The following is a 15,546-nucleotide window of genomic DNA, read 5'->3' on the forward strand; positions in this document are numbered from 1 at the left end:
CTACCTGAAGAACGACCGGCTCAATGTGTGAGAAATATATGTCACGGGGATACTACTCCCCATACTGGGCAGGTGACGTGCCGGAAGATTTTGGGCACGCTGGGTCCAGTCGCGCCGCCGAGCGCACTGCGACACCATTCCCCGAACACAGAAAAGGTCGTCTCTCATGAGCGCACAGCAACCCGCCCAGAGTGCCCCCCAGACCCCTGACAGCAACGACTCCGGTGAGGACCAGCCCCTGCGCACGCGCTACTACTACCTCATCATGACCATCATGGTCGTGATCGGCGTCGTCATCGATATCGCGATCTTCATCGGGATCATCACGAACGCCGAGGGGAGGGTGCGCATCCCCTACCTGGTCTTCATTCTTCCCGTTGTCGGCGCTCTGGCGGTCGGCAGGTTCGCCGACGCGGCCCTGGCCAAGAAGTCTCCCCACCTGGTGCCCGGTTACATGGCCCCGCAGTACCAGCCCTATCCGAGTGCGACCCCTGCACAGCAAGGCTACGGCCAGCCCCAGCAGCCGCAGTACGGACAGGTCCCCACCGGTCAGGCTCCCCAGAACCAGCAGCCCTATGACCAGGGAGGGCAGCTGGGGCAGACCGGCCCGGTCGGCTACTGAGGCCCGCAGGGCGCCCGAGCAGATGCCCGAATAGATGTCGGTGGGGCCCGATACGCTCCCGTCGTGCCCACATCGAAGAGTTCCAAGGCTCCCAAGGTCTCCTACCACTGCACCGAGTGCGGCTGGTCCAGCCCCAAGTGGATGGGCCAGTGCCGGGAGTGCCGCGAGTGGGGGACCCTGGAGGAGGTCCAGTCCGCCGGCACCTCGGGTGGGGCCGTCGGCGGCAGCGCGCTGGCGGCGACTAGTGCCGTGCGCCCGGCAGTGGCCGCCCGCCCCATCGGGGAGGTCAGTGCCACCGAGGCCCGGGCGCGCCCCACCGGGGTGGGCGAGCTGGACCGGGTCCTGGGAGGCGGGATCGTGCCGGGCGCCGTCGTGCTGCTGGCCGGCGAACCCGGCGTCGGGAAGTCCACGCTGCTGCTCGACGTCGCCGCGAAGGCCTCCGCGGTGGCGCGCGAGCGCGGGGACGGCCCGGTCCTCTACGTCACCGGTGAGGAGTCCGCCTCCCAGGTGCGGCTGCGGGCCGAGCGCATCGATGCCCTGGCCCCCGGGCTGCTCCTGGCCGCGGAGACCGAGCTCGGAGCCCTGCTGGGGCACGTGGAGGCGGCAGGTCCCTCCCTGCTGGTGGTGGACTCGGTCCAGACCATCGCCTCGGCGCAGGTCGAGGGCAGTGCCGGGGGCGTCACCCAGGTCCGAGCAGTGGCCGGCGCACTCATCGCGGTGGCCAAGGAGCGCGGTATCCCGGTCCTGCTGGTGGGGCACGTAACCAAGGACGGCGGGATCGCCGGGCCCCGGGTGTTGGAGCACCTGGTCGACGTCGTCACCCAGTTCGAGGGCGACCGCCACGCCCGCCTGCGCCTGCTGCGGGCCGTCAAGAACCGTTACGGCCCCACCGATGAGGTCGGCTGCTTCGACCTGGGAGAGCGGGGCATCGTGGGGTTGGCGGACCCCTCGGGGCTGTTCCTATCCGCCGCCCGCTCCGAGGTACCGGGCACCTGCGCCACCGTCACCTTGGAGGGGCGCCGCCCCATGCCGGTGGAGATCCAGGCGCTCGTGGCCTCCACGAACGCCGGCTCACCTCGGCGCACCACCTCCGGGGTGGACCACTCGCGCACAGCCATGGCGCTGGCGGTTCTCAGCGCCCGGTTGCGGGTGGACACCTCCAGCGCGGACGTCTACGTCTCCACCGTGGGCGGGGCGCGCGCCGTCGAGCCGGCCACCGACCTGGCCGTGGCCATCTCCGTGGTCTCGGCTGCGCGCAACCTGCCCACGCCCGCGGGGCTCGTGGCCTTCGGCGAGGTCGGATTGACCGGCGAGGTGCGCGCCACCGTCGGTGTACAGCGGCGCCTGGCGGAGGCCTCCCGGCTCGGCTTCGACCGGGCGATCGTGCCACTGGCGGGCTCGGCCGAGCTGCGCGAGGTCGCCGGGATGCAGGTCCTGCCGGTCGCGCACGTGGGCGAGGCGATGGGTGCGGCACTGCCCCGCGGCTGAGGCCGTCAAGAAGGTCCAACCGGACAAGAGGACAGTGCTGCCGATGTTGCCGGTGCTGCCGACGCCGTCGGCGCAGCAGTGAACGATGCGCTCGACGGTGCGGCCACGGGTGGCCAACAGACCAAGTGGTCCAGTGTGGGAAGGCCCTCTCCGAGGGGCGGCCCGCCTGCCGATACCATGGGGCCGTGAGCACCGGTGAGTGCGCACTCAACCAGATGGCGCGAAGCCAGACGGTCTGGGTCGCTCGCCCGCCCCGGTGAGCGACCACCGTGCGAGCCCCTCCCAGGACACCGCGAGATCAGGAGAGATGATGATCGAGGCCGCTGGCCAGCTGCGCGAGACGCTTGCGCTCGTCGCTCCCGGCACCGTCCTTCGTGACGGCCTGGAACGGATTCTGCGCGGTCGTACCGGGGCGATCATCGTGCTGGGCTTCGACCCGGTGGTCGAGGCCATCTCCTCCGGCGGCTTCCACCTGGACGTCGAGCTGTCCGCGGCCCGGCTGCGTGAGCTGGCCAAGATGGACGGCGGCGTCGTCGTCGACATGGACACGGCCCGGATCCGGCGCGCCAACGTCCAGCTCCTGCCCAATGCCTCGATCCAGACCTCGGAGACGGGCATGCGCCACCGCACCGCCGAGCGCGTGGCCCGTCAGACCGGCTATCCGGTCATCTCCGTGAGCCAATCGATGCGGATCATCTCCCTGTACGTGGACGGCAAGCGCCACGTTCTGGAGCCCAGCGAGTCGATCCTGGCCAGCGCCAACCAGGCCCTGTCCGCCCTCGAGCGCTACAAGGCGCGCCTCGACCAGACCTCCGCCGGCCTGGACTCCCTGGAGATCGAGGACCTCGTCACCGTCCGCGACGTCACTGCGGTGCTCCAGCTCATGGAGATGGTCCGCCGTATCTCCGCCGACATCGACTCCTATGTCCTGGAGCTCGGCACCGACGGGCGCCTCCTGGCGCTCCAGGTCGAGGAGCTCACCCGGGGCCTGCTCGCCGAGCATGGCTTCCTCCTGGAGGACTACCTGCCCGAGGGCCTGGACACCGCCACCGTGGACGCGCGCCTGAAGTGGGTGGGCTCCCCCGCCCTCCTGGACCTGGCGATGGTGGCGCGCTCCATGGGCCTGGGCGGCATCGACGGTCAGGACCTGGACGCCCAGGTCTCCCCGCGAGGCCTGCGGATCCTGTCCAAGATTCCGCGCCTGCCGGTGGTCACGGCCCGCGCCGTCGTGGAGCAGTGGGGGTCCCTGCAGGGGGTCCTGGGCGCCACTATCGAGGAGCTCGAGGCCGTCGAGGGCGTCGGTGCCCAGCGGGCCCGGACACTGCGCGACGGGCTGTCGCGACTGGCGGAGATCTCCGTCGTCGAGCGCTACTCCTGAATCAGCCCCGCCGCTTCGACGTCGCCGACCGGCCCTAACCGCCCTGGAACCGCGTCGGCCGCCCTGGGCCGAGCGCCTCAGCCGACGACGAAGACCCGGTCCTCGGTCAGGTCCTTGCCCCCCATGACGAAGCGGAATCGGTAGGTCCCGGCCCCGGCCGCGTTCCCGGGAGCGGTCTGCGCCTGACCGGCAGAGGAGCCGTCGGTCGCACTCGGATCGGCCGAAGGCGTCTCCTGGCCCGTGGCCTGCGCGCTCGCGTCGTTGCTCGGCGTGGAGGACGCCGAGGTGCCAGCCGGCGAGGCGGGTGCCGCAGTGGCGGCTGCGCAATCGGAGGTCGCCGCGTTCCCGTTCCACGTCACGCTGACGTCCGCGGCCTGCCCGGGGGGCAGGAGGAGAGGGCGCTCGGCCTGTCCCACCGGGCAGGCGATGGAATCCCACACCTGCTGGGAGCCCGAGGAGACCCGCACTCCCACGGCCTGGCTGCCGGCGTCGAGGAGGCAGGGCGCCGAGCCGTTATTGACCAAGGAGATGGTGAAGGTTGCCCCTGCGCCCACACCGACCGACTCCGGGCCGTGCACCGTATTCGACAGGGCAGCGGGATCACAGGCCACCGGCGTGGGGTAGACGGTGTGAACCTTGGCGGCGGCGCGCTCCTCCTCCTGGCTGCGGATGGTGCCGCGCACCCAGAAGTAGCCGACGATGATGGCCACCACGAACAGCAGGAGGAACAGCAGCAGGCCGCCCAGCACCAGCGTGCGGCGCAGACCGTAGCGGGGCTGGGGAGGGATTGGCTTGCGCAGTCGGCCGCTGCGGGGCTGTTGGGGCCCCTGTGGAACCGAGTCGGGGGCGCCCGAGAGTCGCCCGCCGCCGATGCGGGCCCACTGCGCGCCCTTGCCCCAACCATGACGACGACCGGAGCGTCCTGCCTGGGTCGAGCTCGTCCGGGCGGATCGAGCGGTCCCCGGGGCGGCCTGCCGCGAACGGGCTGCTGAGGATTCCCGGGGGCTCTGGGTGCGCTGCGGCTCCCCGCCTGCTCGCCCTTTCTGCGCCCCTCGGCCCTTGCCGCCCCGGGCCGGTTTTCCCGAGCGCCCACCGGAGGCCGACCGGCCCGCCTGCCCCGAGTGCAGGGGGTGGCCGGTCTGTTTGGTGCCGGGGGGACGGCCGCCTCGATTCTTGCCCTGTGGGGACCTGGCCGATCCGGCACCGGATCCGCTTCCACCAGCTGCCTGCCGATGGGGCCGCGACTGGGCCCCCGAGGACGAACGGCCCGCGGAGGAGCCCGCACCGCGACGAGTCGAGCCCCGTCGCCCTGCGCTTTCCCCACTACTGCGTCCGCGTCCTTTGGCCATGGCCAAGACTCTACCGGCGGGGTGCTTCGAGGCCGTGGACGCCCCGCCCGGGCGGTGCGCGGATACATACTTCTCCGCCCGCGCCCGCACGCTCCCGGTCCGCGGCTACGGGAGCCGGTAGGTGGCGCCGTCGTCGTCGGAGGCGATGAGCCCGTCGGCCAGGAGGGAGGCCAGCACACGCGCGGGCTGGTCGGGGTCGGAGACGAGGCCGTTGGCGGTGCGCGAGCCCGCCTGGGCGGCGCAGGCCATCAGCTCCCCGGTCTCCACGGCCCGTCCGTCGGCCGCCTCCCGCAGGCGGGCCATGACCAGGCCACGGGCCTGGCGGTCGGTGCCGTGCCAGGCCTGGGTGCGGCGTCGGCCCGCGTGGACGTCAGCGGGGCGGCCGGCCGCCAGCCAGGCGCAGCTGTTGCGCCACGGGCAGGCGTCGCAGTCCGGGTCGCGAGCGGTGCACACCAGGGCGCCGAGCTCCATGACGGCCACCGACCAGTGAGCGGCGGTGGCGTCGTCGTCGGGCAGCAGGTGCAGCGCCCGCTCGCGCTCGGCCCGGTTGAGGCCGGGGGCGGGCAGGGCCTGGCCGCCGACGGCGCGCGCCAGGACCCGCCTGACATTCGTATCCAGCGCGAGGGCGCGGCGGCCGTGCGCGAAGGCGAGAACGGCGCCAGCCGTGTACTCCCCCACCCCAGGCAGGGCCAGGAGGGCATCCGGGTCGTCGGGCAGGACGGAGTCGTGTCGCTCGACGATGCTACGGGCGCACTCGATGAGGCGCAGGGCCCGGCGCGGGTAGCCGAGGCGTCCCCAGACCCGCAGTACCTCGGCGGTGGGCGCCTGGGCGAGTTCGACGGGTCCGGGCCAGCGCCGCATCCACTCCTGCCAGGCGGGGATGACGCGGGCCACCGGGGTCTGCTGGCTCATGACCTCCGAGACGAGGACCTCCCACGGCGTGGTTCCGGGGCGGCGCCACGGCAGGTCGCGGGCATGGGCGTCGTACCAGGCGATGACGGCCTGCGCCGAGGGCTCATCCGGATCGGCAGGCACCAGCGCGGCTGCGGGCGCGATATGCACGGGCGGCGCCGAGGATGCCGGCGATGCCGACGCCGCAGCGGCGATCATGTCATGAGAGGCGGGGCGGGCAGGCACGGTGCACACCGTAGCGGCAACGGCTTAACCAAGGCTGCTCGCCCCATCGCTCCGGGCTGTCAGAGTCCTCGCATTCCTCGCGGTCGTACCGTAGGTTTCCAGGTCGTGCCCTTTACCCTACGAGCCCGAGGCTTAACCTACGATCGCATGGGCGCGCCCGTCTCCTGGGTGTAACCGCGGGCCACGGCCCAGGCCCAGATGCGGTCCAGTTCGGCATTTCCCCGGCGCTCCATCGTGGACCTCAGCAGGCCTCGACGAGTCAGTCCCGGCAACCAGACGGCTCGTCCCCGAGGGACCCTGACATAGGCCTTGGCGCTCATGCTCACGCCTGCAGCGTCCCCGGCATCCCCGGCGAGGAAGGCCAAGACTATGAGGACGAGTCCCAGGAAAATCACCAGCAGCGGGGGTGCGCTGGGGCGCTTGACGAATAGGTCGCTACGGGATCGGGGCCAGGGGATGTCGCGCCGGAAGCCGAGGACTCGCGTGTGGATGCCGGTGGCGTCGAACTCAGTCCGCATGGACATCATCACCGGAACAAACACCAGGAGCAGCAGCCCGGTGATGAGCAGGGCGAAGCCGAAGGCGGCATCGTCCCGGTCGCCAATAATCGTCTTGAGTCCGAACGTCAGGAGCAGCAGCCCGGTGCCGCCGCACAGAACGAATACGATCCAGCCGGACCCGGTCGCGGCGGTACGGCGGACCAGCCTGTCAGTCGCCGGCACGGCGGATGCTCCCCCGAGAGGATGCACCGACGGCGTGGTCGCTCGGACCCCGGGGATTCCCCGGGACACAGCGACGGGAACGGATGCCGGAGGTGCCGCTGGCTGCTGGTAGTTCGGTCGGCCGTCGTTCGATCGACCACCGCCAGCCTGACCGTACTGACTAGGCGCCCCCTGAGGAGCGGCCCCACCGTAGGAAACGGGCCGGCCGTAGGGGGCGCCAGTCGGTGGCTGCGTCATGGGAACCTCTTCATCAAGGCGGTCCGACACCAGATCGCGGGCAGTGGGAATGCCAGGAGCATATTCCACGCCGACCGTGGCCACACCGCCTCCGAAGGGCCAGTCCTCCCCATGGACCGGGAACGCTGGAGGAGGCTGCACATTCCCGACGTCCGCACCCCGCCCCGAATCAGGGGCGGCTCAGCCCCTGTCGACGCTCCTGACGCTCCCGGAGCCCCTGCTGGATGCCGAGAACGCCGCTCAGCTCGACGTACTCCCCCGTCTCCTGGGTGTATCCGCGCGCCACGGCCCAGTCCCAGATGCGGTCCAGCTCGGCGGCGCCCTTGCGCTCCAGCGCCTCGCCGCTGATACCGGACCAGGTCAGACCGGTCAGGGGGACGGCCTTGCCGTCGTTGTCGACGACGTGCGCCTCGGCATGACGGATCTGGGGCTTGCCGGCAGCGGCACTCAGGGCCGCCGGCGCACCGGAGACCTTGACGAACAGGCCCGTACGCGACCGGGGCCAGGGGATGTCACGACTCCTACCACCTGCCCCCACGTGAATGCCGGTGGCGTCGAGCACCGTGCGCACCGACATGAGGACAAGAATGCCGAGCAGCAGGAACAACCCGAGGAGCAGCAGGACGGCGAACGCAGTGAGCGTGCCCTCATCACCGAGATGGATCAGGTTCCAGACCGCTCCGGCCAGGCACACCAGCCCGAAGCCGCCACCGACGAGGAACTGGACGCGGCTGGCGGTCGTCGCCGTGGGTTTGAGCACGATCTTGTCCTGCTCGACTGGGATCGGACCGAGCTGGGAGGGCTGATAGTCGGGCGGAGGGACCGCCCCCGCCGGCTGCGGAGCGCCCGCAGCGCCATAGGCCGGATGACCTGCGCCGGGCTGACCGTACTGGGGCTGAGAACCGGGCTGCTGGCCGTGCTGGGCCTGAAGACCGGGTTGACCGTGCTGGCCGGGTTGGGTGGGGACGCCGTACTGGCCAGGTTGGACGGGCTGGAACGGCTGACCGTAGGGACCGTTGACCGGTGGCTGGCTCATGAGCACTTTCCTCAAGGATTCTTCGGATACACGGGACCTGGCGGGACCTGGTCAGGCTACCGCGACAGCCCCACTGCAGCCCCAGGTAGAACTCCCCATCATCCTTAACAGCCCTTGACGGCTACCTGCCGCGGGCGAGGCGGCGCAGCACCCGGACCCGCGGGGACCACGTTGCGGGACGGATAACCGTGCCCGTGGTCTCGCGTTCGGCGTTGTCGAAGAGGTCCTCGATGACGGCATCGTGCAAAGGCTCGACCGCAGCCGGGAACATGACCCTCATGGCCCCGCTGGTGCGCCCGATGAGGACGTGCCGAATGCGGGAGCGCTCATCGTCCAGGGCGTCCAGGCCCAGCTCGTGGGCGCCGATGATCCCCGTGCGCGGGTGGAAGGTGAACCGCACCCGCCGACCAGGCTCGTACTCGCTCACGTAGTAGTAGATGCCGTCATGCCCTCCATCGGCCCCCAGCGCCAGGGGCCGGTCCAGGACCATCGGCGGCCAGCTCCGCGAGGGCCAGAGGCGATCGCCCTTCTGCCCAAGCCCGTCGAGCAGGACGCCCAGGGGCTCGAGCGGGGCGTTGATGACGCGTTCGTGAACGTTGCGGATCATGGGTTCCTCCATGGTTGCCGGTTGCTGTCGGGAAGGATCACACCCGATGCCGTGGAGCGTCGTGGCGCTCCCACCCCAGTCGCACTCGGCCCGCTCGGTCCGGCCGACTCACAACTGCAGGAGCATGCGGGCGTTGCCCAGGGTGTTGGGTTTGACCCGGGCCAGGTCGAGGAACGCGGCCAGGCCGTCGTCGTGAGAGCACAGCATCTCGGAGAAGACGTCCGCGCCCACCGGGGTGCCCTCGATCGGCTCGAAACCGTGGGAGCCGAAGAAGGGCTCCTCGAAGGTCAGGCAGAACACCCGTTTAAGTCCCATCTCCCGGGCCTGCGCAATGAGCTCGCGCAGAATGGCCGAGCCGAGACCGGTCCCCACGGCGTCGGGGTGGACGGCCAGGGTGCGCACCTCGGCGAGGTCGTCCCACATGACGTGCAACGCCCCGCAGCCCACGATCCTGGGCGCGGCCGAGGCCTCCCCGTCTTCTCCTCCGCCATGCCCGACGACGCCGGGGATCTCCTCGGCGACGATGAACTCCTGAATGTCCTCGAAGTAGGAGATGAGGTCCTTGGAGACCAGGACACGGCGCTCGGCATAGGGACGCACCAGCTCTGCGATGGCGCGCACATCCGCCGGGCGCGCCGGCCGCAGGACCCGCCGTGAGCCGTCGACCCCGTAGACCTCGACCCGGCGCGTCGCCCGGCCGGCGGTCAGGTGTTCATCTGTCATGACAGCAGTGCTGCTCATCGTCGTCCGTATTCAGTAGGGCTCAGTTCTGGCCTCTCGACCCGCGAGCCGGCGCTCCACCGGCGACGTCGGGGCCGTGAGCAGACCGCAGCGCGATCCGGGCCAACATCCTGCCACGTTCACGGCTCATCGAGAACCGCCTCCCGCCTGGCCTCGGGCCTCGGCGAGCTCCAGGACGGCACGGGCAGTGGCGTCGTCGACGACGAGATCGGTGGCGGTGCGGGCCCGCAGCGCAGCCAGGAGGGCCCGGGCCTTGCCGGTCCCGGCGGCCACGCACAGGCGACGCGGAATACGGGCGAGCTGGGCGGGAGTCGGACCGGTGGCCCGGGCGTTGAGGGCGACATCACGCCAGGAGCCGTCGGCCCTCAGCAGCACGGTGCACACGTCCCCCACCACCTCCTGACGGCGCAGAACGGCCTGGTCCCGGGCGGTGAGGTGACCGCCCTCGTAGACCTGCGAGGGCAGGGCCCCATTGAGGGCATCGAGGGCGCCGACACCGAAGACGGCCATGCTCGCCCGGCGCGTCACCGCCAGGACCCGTTCGACCGAGCGCTCCGACCACATGGCCTCGCGTGTGGCAACGTGGTCGAAGAAGGCCGGCACCGGGAAGGAGATCGTGCGGGCCCCCAGCGAGGCGCGCAGGTGCGAGAGCACCTCGCCGGCGCTAGGCCCCTCGCGCATCGGGTCCGAAGCGCCGTTGAGCTGAACGACAGTCAGTCCCGGGATCGGACGCGAGGGCAGGGCCGCGCTGACCTCGGACATGGTGGTGCCCCAGGCGACGCCGACGACGACGCCTCCACCGCCCCCGCCCTGGACTCTGCTCTCCCGGTCTGTGCCCTCCCCCGGGGCGTCACGACGGCCCGATCCGCCGGGGTCGGCCAGCGTCTCGATGAGGTCGACCATGTGCGCGGCGGCGACGGAGGCGACCTGCTGAAGGCGATGAATCTCCGTGGTGCCCTCGCGCACCGGGACGATGTGCGTGCGCACCCCGAACACCCGCGCCATCCGTCCCTCCAGGGAGCCGGCGCCGCCGGGCTGGACGAGGGTGACCCGCACGACGCCCTCCCGACGGGCCCGTGCCAGGAGCCGGGAGACGGTGGAGCGCGAGACCCGCAGGTGATGGGCGATCACCTCCATGGTTTCGCCCTGGACGTAGTACATGGAGGCCGCCTCGTAGGCGCGCACAAGCCCTCCGGGGTCGGCGGCGCTCCCAGAGGCGTCGACGGCGTTCACGGCTCCGGAGGTGCCTTCACCGGTCACGTCCGCCTCCTCTCACCATCGCGGTGCCGTTGCGCACTGCGGCAGGACATGATTTTCGCCCCATACGACATCAGATACCCCCCACAACGAAGGACGTCCATGCAGGTAAACGGACAATCTTGTGGAAGCCCCCAAACCTGTGTGCACGTTCGTGCATCTACCTTGCGCATTCTCCCACAGATGAGGAGAGTAGTGACAAGCGCCACGACGGGGCGCCGCGAGTGCGGCAGCGGGACTCAGCAGGCTCCGGCACCGAATCCCGCCATCCGGCACTCGCTCCACCCCGTCGCCCGCCGCCCCGGTCAACGCCGATCGGGGCCCGCGGGCCGCGCCGACCCTCGTAGACAGCACAGACCCGCACAGACCTCAATCAGCCGATCTCACGACACGTAGGAGCCCAGGAGCCATGACCTCCACCCGCACCCCCTCCTCGAAGAAGACCTCCGCCCGCAGCTCCGGCTCCTCGGGGCCCACGGGCCCCTCCTACCCCGAGCCCACGCACGACACGGCTCTCAACGCCGCGCAGCGCAAGCGCGCCCTGGAGGAGATGTCGTCATCCGAGGGCCTGGATCTCCTTGTCGTCGGCGGAGGCGTCACCGGCGCAGGCATCGCCCTGGACGCCGCGGCCCGCGGTCTGCGCACCGGAATCGTGGAGATGGGCGACTGGGCCTCGGGAACCTCCTCATGGTCCTCCAAACTCGTCCACGGCGGCCTGCGCTACCTCTACCAGCTCAACTTCGCCCTCGTACACGAGGCTCTCACCGAGCGCGGCCGCCTGCTGAGCACCACCGCGCCGCACCTGGTCAAGGCCCAGCCCTTCCTGTGGCCGCTCAAGCACCACTACGAGCGCTCCTACTCCGCCGTCGGCGTGGGCATGTACGACGCCCTCGCCCTGGCCGGCGCCCGCGGCCGCAAGACCGTGCCGATCCAGCGCCACCTGGGCCGTAAAGGCACCTCCGCCCTCGCCCCGTCGCTGGACACCAGCGGCCTGGCCGGCTCCATCCGCTTCTTCGACGCCCGCGTCGACGACGCCCGCCTGGTCATCGACCTGGTGCGCACCGCCGTCGGCCTGGGGGCGCTGGCCGCCAACCGCACCAAGGTCACCGGCTTCATCACCGACGAGCGCGGCCACGTCCACGGCGCTCGCGTCACCGATCTGGCCACCGGTACCGCCCACGAGATCCGCGCCAAGCGCACCATCAACGCCGCCGGCGTATGGACCGAAGAGGTCCAGGACCTGGCCACCGACGCCGGGGGCCTGAAGGTCCTGGCTTCCAAGGGCATTCACATCGTGGTCCCCAAGGAGGCCATCGACGCCGAGACCGGGGTCTTCCTGCGCACCGAGAAGTCCGTCCTGTTCATCATCCCCTGGCCCGAGTACTGGGTCATCGGCACCACCGACACCCCCTGGGACCTGGACGTCTCCAAACCCGTGGCCACCGCCGCCGACGTCGACTACATCCTCGAGCACGCCAACTCCGTCCTGTCCCACCCCATCACGCGCGCGGACATCATCGGCGTCTACGCGGGACTGCGTCCCCTGCTCCAGCCCAAGCTCAAACCGGGCGCGGAGGCCGCCTCCACGAAGGTCTCCCGCGAGCACACGGTCACCAGGGTCGCCCCGGGGCTGACCGCCATCGCCGGCGGAAAGCTGACCACCTACCGGGTCATGGCCTCCGACGCCGTCGACCACGCCCTGGGCGAGGCCCTGTCCCACGCCCACCCCTGCGTCACGCAGGAGCTGCCCCTGGTGGGCGCTGCGGGCTACCACGCCCTGGCCAGGCGGGCCGGGCGGATCGCCGGCGAGCGCGGCTGGACGCTGGAGCGGGTTACCCATCTGCTGGACCGCTACGGCGACGAGACCCCGGCGCTGCTGGCCTCCATCGACGACGCCGACGCAGCCGATCCCGAGAAGCGCCTGGGCGAGCCCCTGGCGGAGGCCCCCACCTACCTGCGCGCCGAGGTCGCCTGGGCCGTCACCCACGAGGGTGCCGAGAGCCTCGACGACGTCCTGCTGCGCCGGGTGCGCCTGGACATGTCACGCAGAGACCGGGGCCTGGCGGCCGCCGACGAGATCCTGGGGATCATGGCGCCGCTGCTGGGCTGGTCGAAGAAGGACGTCGCCGCCCAGAAGGAGGCCTACGCCCAGCGCGTGGCCCAGATCGCCGCGGCCGAGTCCGAGCTGACCGATGCCGCCGCGGTGGCGCACATCGCCGAGCCCATCTAGGCTCCTGCCGGCCGAGCGGCACCGGGTGCCGGTCCGCTCGGCTAGACGACTTTCCGTGCTGCCCGCCGTTCCCGGCGGCGGCGGGCAGCACGTTAATTCCATTACCCATCGAGAATCCGGACCATGCCGGTGACGTCCGAACCCGCACAACGTCGTGCAGAAAGAGAGCCGCAATGTCTGCGAGCCTGACCCAGATCTTCGCCTCGGAGGTCTTCGGGACCTTCCTTCTCATCCTTCTGGGCTGCGGCGTCGTCGCAGGTGTCGCCCTGCCCACCTCCAAGGCCAAGGACGGAGGCTGGATCGTCATCACTATGGCCTGGGGCCTGGCGGTCTTCGTGGGCGTCTACGCCGCCTACAAGACCGGCGCTCACCTCAATCCGGCCGTCACCATCGGCCTGGCGGTGGCAGGACGGGACCTGGCCGAGGGGATCCCCGCCTCGGCAACCAATATCATCGTCTACTTCGCCGCCCAGATGGTGGGCGCCATCCTGGGCGCCACCGCCGTGTGGCTGACCTACAAGAAGCAGTTCGACCAGAAGGCCGACGCCGCCGCCAAGCTCGGCGTCTTCGCCACCGGCCCGGCGGTGCGCTCCTACGGTTGGAACGTCGTGACCGAGGCCGTGGGCACTTTCGTCCTGCTGGCCTGGATCATCGCCTCGGGCAAGACGCCCTCCGGGCTTGGCCCGCTGGCCGTGGCCCTGGTCATCGTCGTCATCGGCCTGAGCCTGGGCGGTCCCACCGGCTACGCCATCAACCCGGCCCGCGACCTGGGGCCGCGCATCGCCCACGCCTTCCTGCCCATTCCGGGCAAGGGCGGCTCGGACTGGGCCTACTCCTGGGTCCCGGTCGTCGGCCCGATCATCGGCGCCGTCGCCGCAGGGCTCATCGTCCCCCACATCGCTGGCCTGTTCTGAACCCGGGCCCCTCTATACACCACCGACCACCACGCCCCTCACAACGCAGTGAAAGGACAATTCCTTGAGCCCCAACAGCACAGCAGACAGCGCTGAGAAGAAGTACGTCCTGGCCATCGACCAGGGGACGACCTCCTCACGCGCCATCCTGTTCAACCACGACGGGGAGATCGTCGCCGTCGATCAGAAGGAGCACGAGCAGATCTTCCCGCGCGCCGGCTGGGTCGAGCACAACGCAGTCGAGATCTGGGACAACATCCGCGCCGTCGTCGGCGGGGTACTCGCCAAGGCGCAGATCAACCGCCACGAGATCGCCTCGGTGGGCATCACCAACCAGCGCGAGAGCGCCGTCGTGTGGGACAAGAACACCGGCGAGCCCGTCTACAACGTCATCGTCTGGCAGGACACCCGCACCCAGAAGATCTGCGACCGTCTGGCCGGGGACGCCGGCCCGGACAAGTACAAGGACCGCGTGGGCCTGGGGCTGGCCACCTACTTCGCCGGCCCCAAGGTCGCCTGGGTTTTGGAGAACGTCGAGGGAGCCCGCGAGCGCGCAGAGGCCGGCGACCTCCTCATGGGCACCATGGACACCTGGACGCTGTGGAACCTCACCGGCGGGATCAACGGCGGCGTGCACGCCACCGACGTCACCAACGCCTCGCGCACGATGCTCATGAACATCGACACCCTGGACTGGAACCCGGAGATCTGCGCGGACATGGGCATCCCCATGTCCATGCTCCCCGAGATCCGTCCCTCCTCGGGGATGTTCGGCTACGGCCGCAAGAACGGCCTGCTGGTGGACACCCCCATCACCGGCATCCTCGGTGACCAGCAGGCGGCCACCTTCGGCCAGGCCTGCTTCGAGAAGGGTCAGGCCAAGAACACCTACGGCACGGGCTGCTTCATGCTCATGAACACCGGCACCACCCCGGTGCGCAGCGAGAACGGGCTGCTGACCACCGTGTGCTACCAGATCGGGGAGGAGCCGGCCGTCTACGCCCTGGAGGGCTCGATCGCCGTGGCGGGCTCCCTGGTGCAGTGGCTGCGCGACAACCTGGGGATCATCACCGACTCCAAGGAGATCGAGGCACTGGCCGCCAGTGTCGAGGACAACGGCGGGGCCTATTTCGTGCCGGCCTTCTCCGGCCTGTTCGCCCCGCACTGGCGTCCCGACGCCCGTGGCGCCCTGGTGGGCCTGACCCGCTACGTCAACAAGGCCCACATCGCCCGGGCCGTGGAGGAGTCGACCGCCTACCAGACCCGCGAGGTCCTCGAGGCCATGAACCGGGATGCCGCAGCCTCGGGTTCCACGGCCGCGGCCCTGACCGAGCTCAAGGTCGACGGCGGCATGACCCGCGACGAACTGCTCATGCAGTTCCAGGCCGATCAGGTGGGAGTGCCGGTCGTGCGCCCGAAGGTTGCCGAGACCACGGCGCTGGGGGCCGCCTACGCCTCCGGCATCGCGGTGGGCTTCTGGTCGGGCACCCAGGACGTCATCGACAACTGGGCAGAGGACAAGCACTGGGAGCCCGCCATGGAGGAGGCCGAGCGCGAGCGGCTCTTCCGCAACTGGAACAAGGCCGTCCAGCGCACCCTGGACTGGGTCGACGACGACGTCATCGAGTAGCCGGCGCGGGTCGGGCGGTAGTCGCCCGGCTCCGTCTCGGCAGGCGCTAAGACGCGTCCTCCTCCCACATGCAGCGCCCCGGCGCCGCCGGCGGCGCCGGGGCGCGTCACTAGTACTGACATACACTGTCGCACCCCGTGACTGGCCGGTAGATTCTTGGGTGGTGATCCCCGCCCTGACCTGCGGGGACCCTTCCCG

The 15,546-nt window shown here is 70.6% G+C and carries 13 protein-coding genes; 6 read left to right on the forward strand and 7 right to left on the reverse strand.

Features of this window, described 5'->3' with window-relative positions:
• The first annotated feature begins 166 nt into the window (after positions 1 to 166).
• From FK256_RS10420 to disA, 3 genes are all read left to right on the forward strand, one after another.
• The gene (locus tag FK256_RS10420) at positions 167 to 622 is read left to right on the forward strand and encodes a hypothetical protein (protein WP_021605357.1); all 456 of its coding nucleotides are present in this window, start codon (positions 167 to 169) and stop codon (positions 620 to 622) included.
• 63 nt (positions 623 to 685) lie between these two features.
• A complete protein-coding gene (gene radA, locus FK256_RS10425) occupies positions 686 to 2,110 on the forward strand; it encodes a DNA repair protein RadA (protein ID WP_141424721.1) in 1,425 nt (474 codons plus the stop codon).
• A gap of 307 nt (positions 2,111 to 2,417) precedes the next feature.
• Positions 2,418 to 3,488 carry a DNA integrity scanning diadenylate cyclase DisA gene (gene disA / locus FK256_RS10430; protein ID WP_021607406.1) on the forward strand — a complete coding sequence of 357 codons (1,071 nt, stop codon included), beginning with the start codon at positions 2,418 to 2,420 and terminating at the stop codon, positions 3,486 to 3,488.
• A 77-nt stretch (positions 3,489 to 3,565) separates the two neighbouring features.
• Here disA and FK256_RS14660 read toward each other — a convergent pair whose 3' ends face one another.
• The 7 genes from FK256_RS14660 to FK256_RS10465 all read right to left on the reverse strand — a co-directional run bounded on the left by FK256_RS14660 (position 3,566) and on the right by FK256_RS10465 (position 10,577).
• Positions 3,566 to 4,837 (reverse strand): hypothetical protein, encoded by a 1,272-nt coding sequence (locus FK256_RS14660; protein WP_244936358.1) that lies wholly within the window; start codon positions 4,835 to 4,837, stop codon positions 3,566 to 3,568.
• A 105-nt stretch (positions 4,838 to 4,942) separates the two neighbouring features.
• A complete protein-coding gene (locus FK256_RS10440) occupies positions 4,943 to 5,947 on the reverse strand; it encodes an HhH-GPD family protein (RefSeq protein ID WP_141424751.1) in 1,005 nt (334 codons plus the stop codon).
• A gap of 164 nt (positions 5,948 to 6,111) precedes the next feature.
• Positions 6,112 to 6,696, reverse strand: coding sequence for a hypothetical protein (locus FK256_RS10445; protein WP_141424722.1), 585 nt, complete (start codon positions 6,694 to 6,696; stop codon positions 6,112 to 6,114).
• A 406-nt stretch (positions 6,697 to 7,102) separates the two neighbouring features.
• Positions 7,103 to 7,969, reverse strand: coding sequence for a hypothetical protein (locus tag FK256_RS10450; protein ID WP_141424723.1), 867 nt, complete (start codon positions 7,967 to 7,969; stop codon positions 7,103 to 7,105).
• Positions 7,970 to 8,090: 121 nt separating this feature from the next.
• On the reverse strand, positions 8,091 to 8,576 hold the full coding sequence (locus tag FK256_RS10455) for a hypothetical protein (RefSeq protein ID WP_009233214.1): 486 nt from the start codon (positions 8,574 to 8,576) through the stop codon (positions 8,091 to 8,093).
• A gap of 108 nt (positions 8,577 to 8,684) precedes the next feature.
• Positions 8,685 to 9,317, reverse strand: coding sequence for an amino-acid N-acetyltransferase (locus tag FK256_RS10460; protein WP_049939517.1), 633 nt, complete (start codon positions 9,315 to 9,317; stop codon positions 8,685 to 8,687).
• Positions 9,318 to 9,443: 126 nt separating this feature from the next.
• Positions 9,444 to 10,577: a sugar-binding transcriptional regulator gene (locus FK256_RS10465; RefSeq protein WP_141424724.1), complete on the reverse strand. Its 1,134-nt coding sequence runs from the start codon at positions 10,575 to 10,577 to the stop codon at positions 9,444 to 9,446.
• A gap of 406 nt (positions 10,578 to 10,983) precedes the next feature.
• Here FK256_RS10465 and FK256_RS10470 point away from each other — a divergent pair, with 406 nt between their 5' ends.
• The 3 genes from FK256_RS10470 to glpK all read left to right on the forward strand — a co-directional run bounded on the left by FK256_RS10470 (position 10,984) and on the right by glpK (position 15,348).
• Positions 10,984 to 12,804 (forward strand): glycerol-3-phosphate dehydrogenase/oxidase, encoded by a 1,821-nt coding sequence (locus FK256_RS10470; RefSeq protein ID WP_141424725.1) that lies wholly within the window; start codon positions 10,984 to 10,986, stop codon positions 12,802 to 12,804.
• Positions 12,805 to 12,977: 173 nt separating this feature from the next.
• Positions 12,978 to 13,718, forward strand: a complete 741-nt coding sequence (locus tag FK256_RS10475; RefSeq protein ID WP_021606406.1) for an MIP/aquaporin family protein — start codon at positions 12,978 to 12,980, stop codon at positions 13,716 to 13,718.
• Between the two features lie 64 nt (positions 13,719 to 13,782).
• Complete coding sequence (gene glpK, locus FK256_RS10480; RefSeq protein WP_141424726.1) at positions 13,783 to 15,348, forward strand: glycerol kinase GlpK; 1,566 nt, start codon at positions 13,783 to 13,785, stop codon at positions 15,346 to 15,348.
• Positions 15,349 to 15,546 lie beyond the last annotated feature (198 nt).

The sequence above is a fragment of the Actinomyces johnsonii genome (assembly GCF_006546835.1).
In the GTDB taxonomy this organism is placed as follows: Bacteria; Actinomycetota; Actinomycetes; order Actinomycetales; family Actinomycetaceae; genus Actinomyces; species Actinomyces johnsonii.

Bases quoted from the DNA above. Each gene is read 5' to 3' on its own strand.
- FK256_RS10475 (WP_021606406.1), top strand. From the start codon at position 12,978: ATGTCTGCGAGCCTGACCCAGATCTTCGCCTCGGAGGTCTTCGGGACC.
- FK256_RS10470 (WP_141424725.1), top strand. From the start codon at position 10,984: ATGACCTCCACCCGCACCCCCTCCTCGAAGAAGACCTCCGCCCGCAGC.
- FK256_RS10460 (WP_049939517.1), bottom strand. From the start codon at position 9,317: ATGAGCAGCACTGCTGTCATGACAGATGAACACCTGACCGCCGGCCGG.
- disA (WP_021607406.1), top strand. From the start codon at position 2,418: ATGATGATCGAGGCCGCTGGCCAGCTGCGCGAGACGCTTGCGCTCGTC.
- FK256_RS10455 (WP_009233214.1), bottom strand. From the start codon at position 8,576: ATGATCCGCAACGTTCACGAACGCGTCATCAACGCCCCGCTCGAGCCC.
- FK256_RS10450 (WP_141424723.1), bottom strand. From the start codon at position 7,969: ATGAGCCAGCCACCGGTCAACGGTCCCTACGGTCAGCCGTTCCAGCCC.
- FK256_RS14660 (WP_244936358.1), bottom strand. From the start codon at position 4,837: ATGGCCAAAGGACGCGGACGCAGTAGTGGGGAAAGCGCAGGGCGACGG.
- FK256_RS10420 (WP_021605357.1), top strand. From the start codon at position 167: ATGAGCGCACAGCAACCCGCCCAGAGTGCCCCCCAGACCCCTGACAGC.
- FK256_RS10440 (WP_141424751.1), bottom strand. From the start codon at position 5,947: ATGATCGCCGCTGCGGCGTCGGCATCGCCGGCATCCTCGGCGCCGCCC.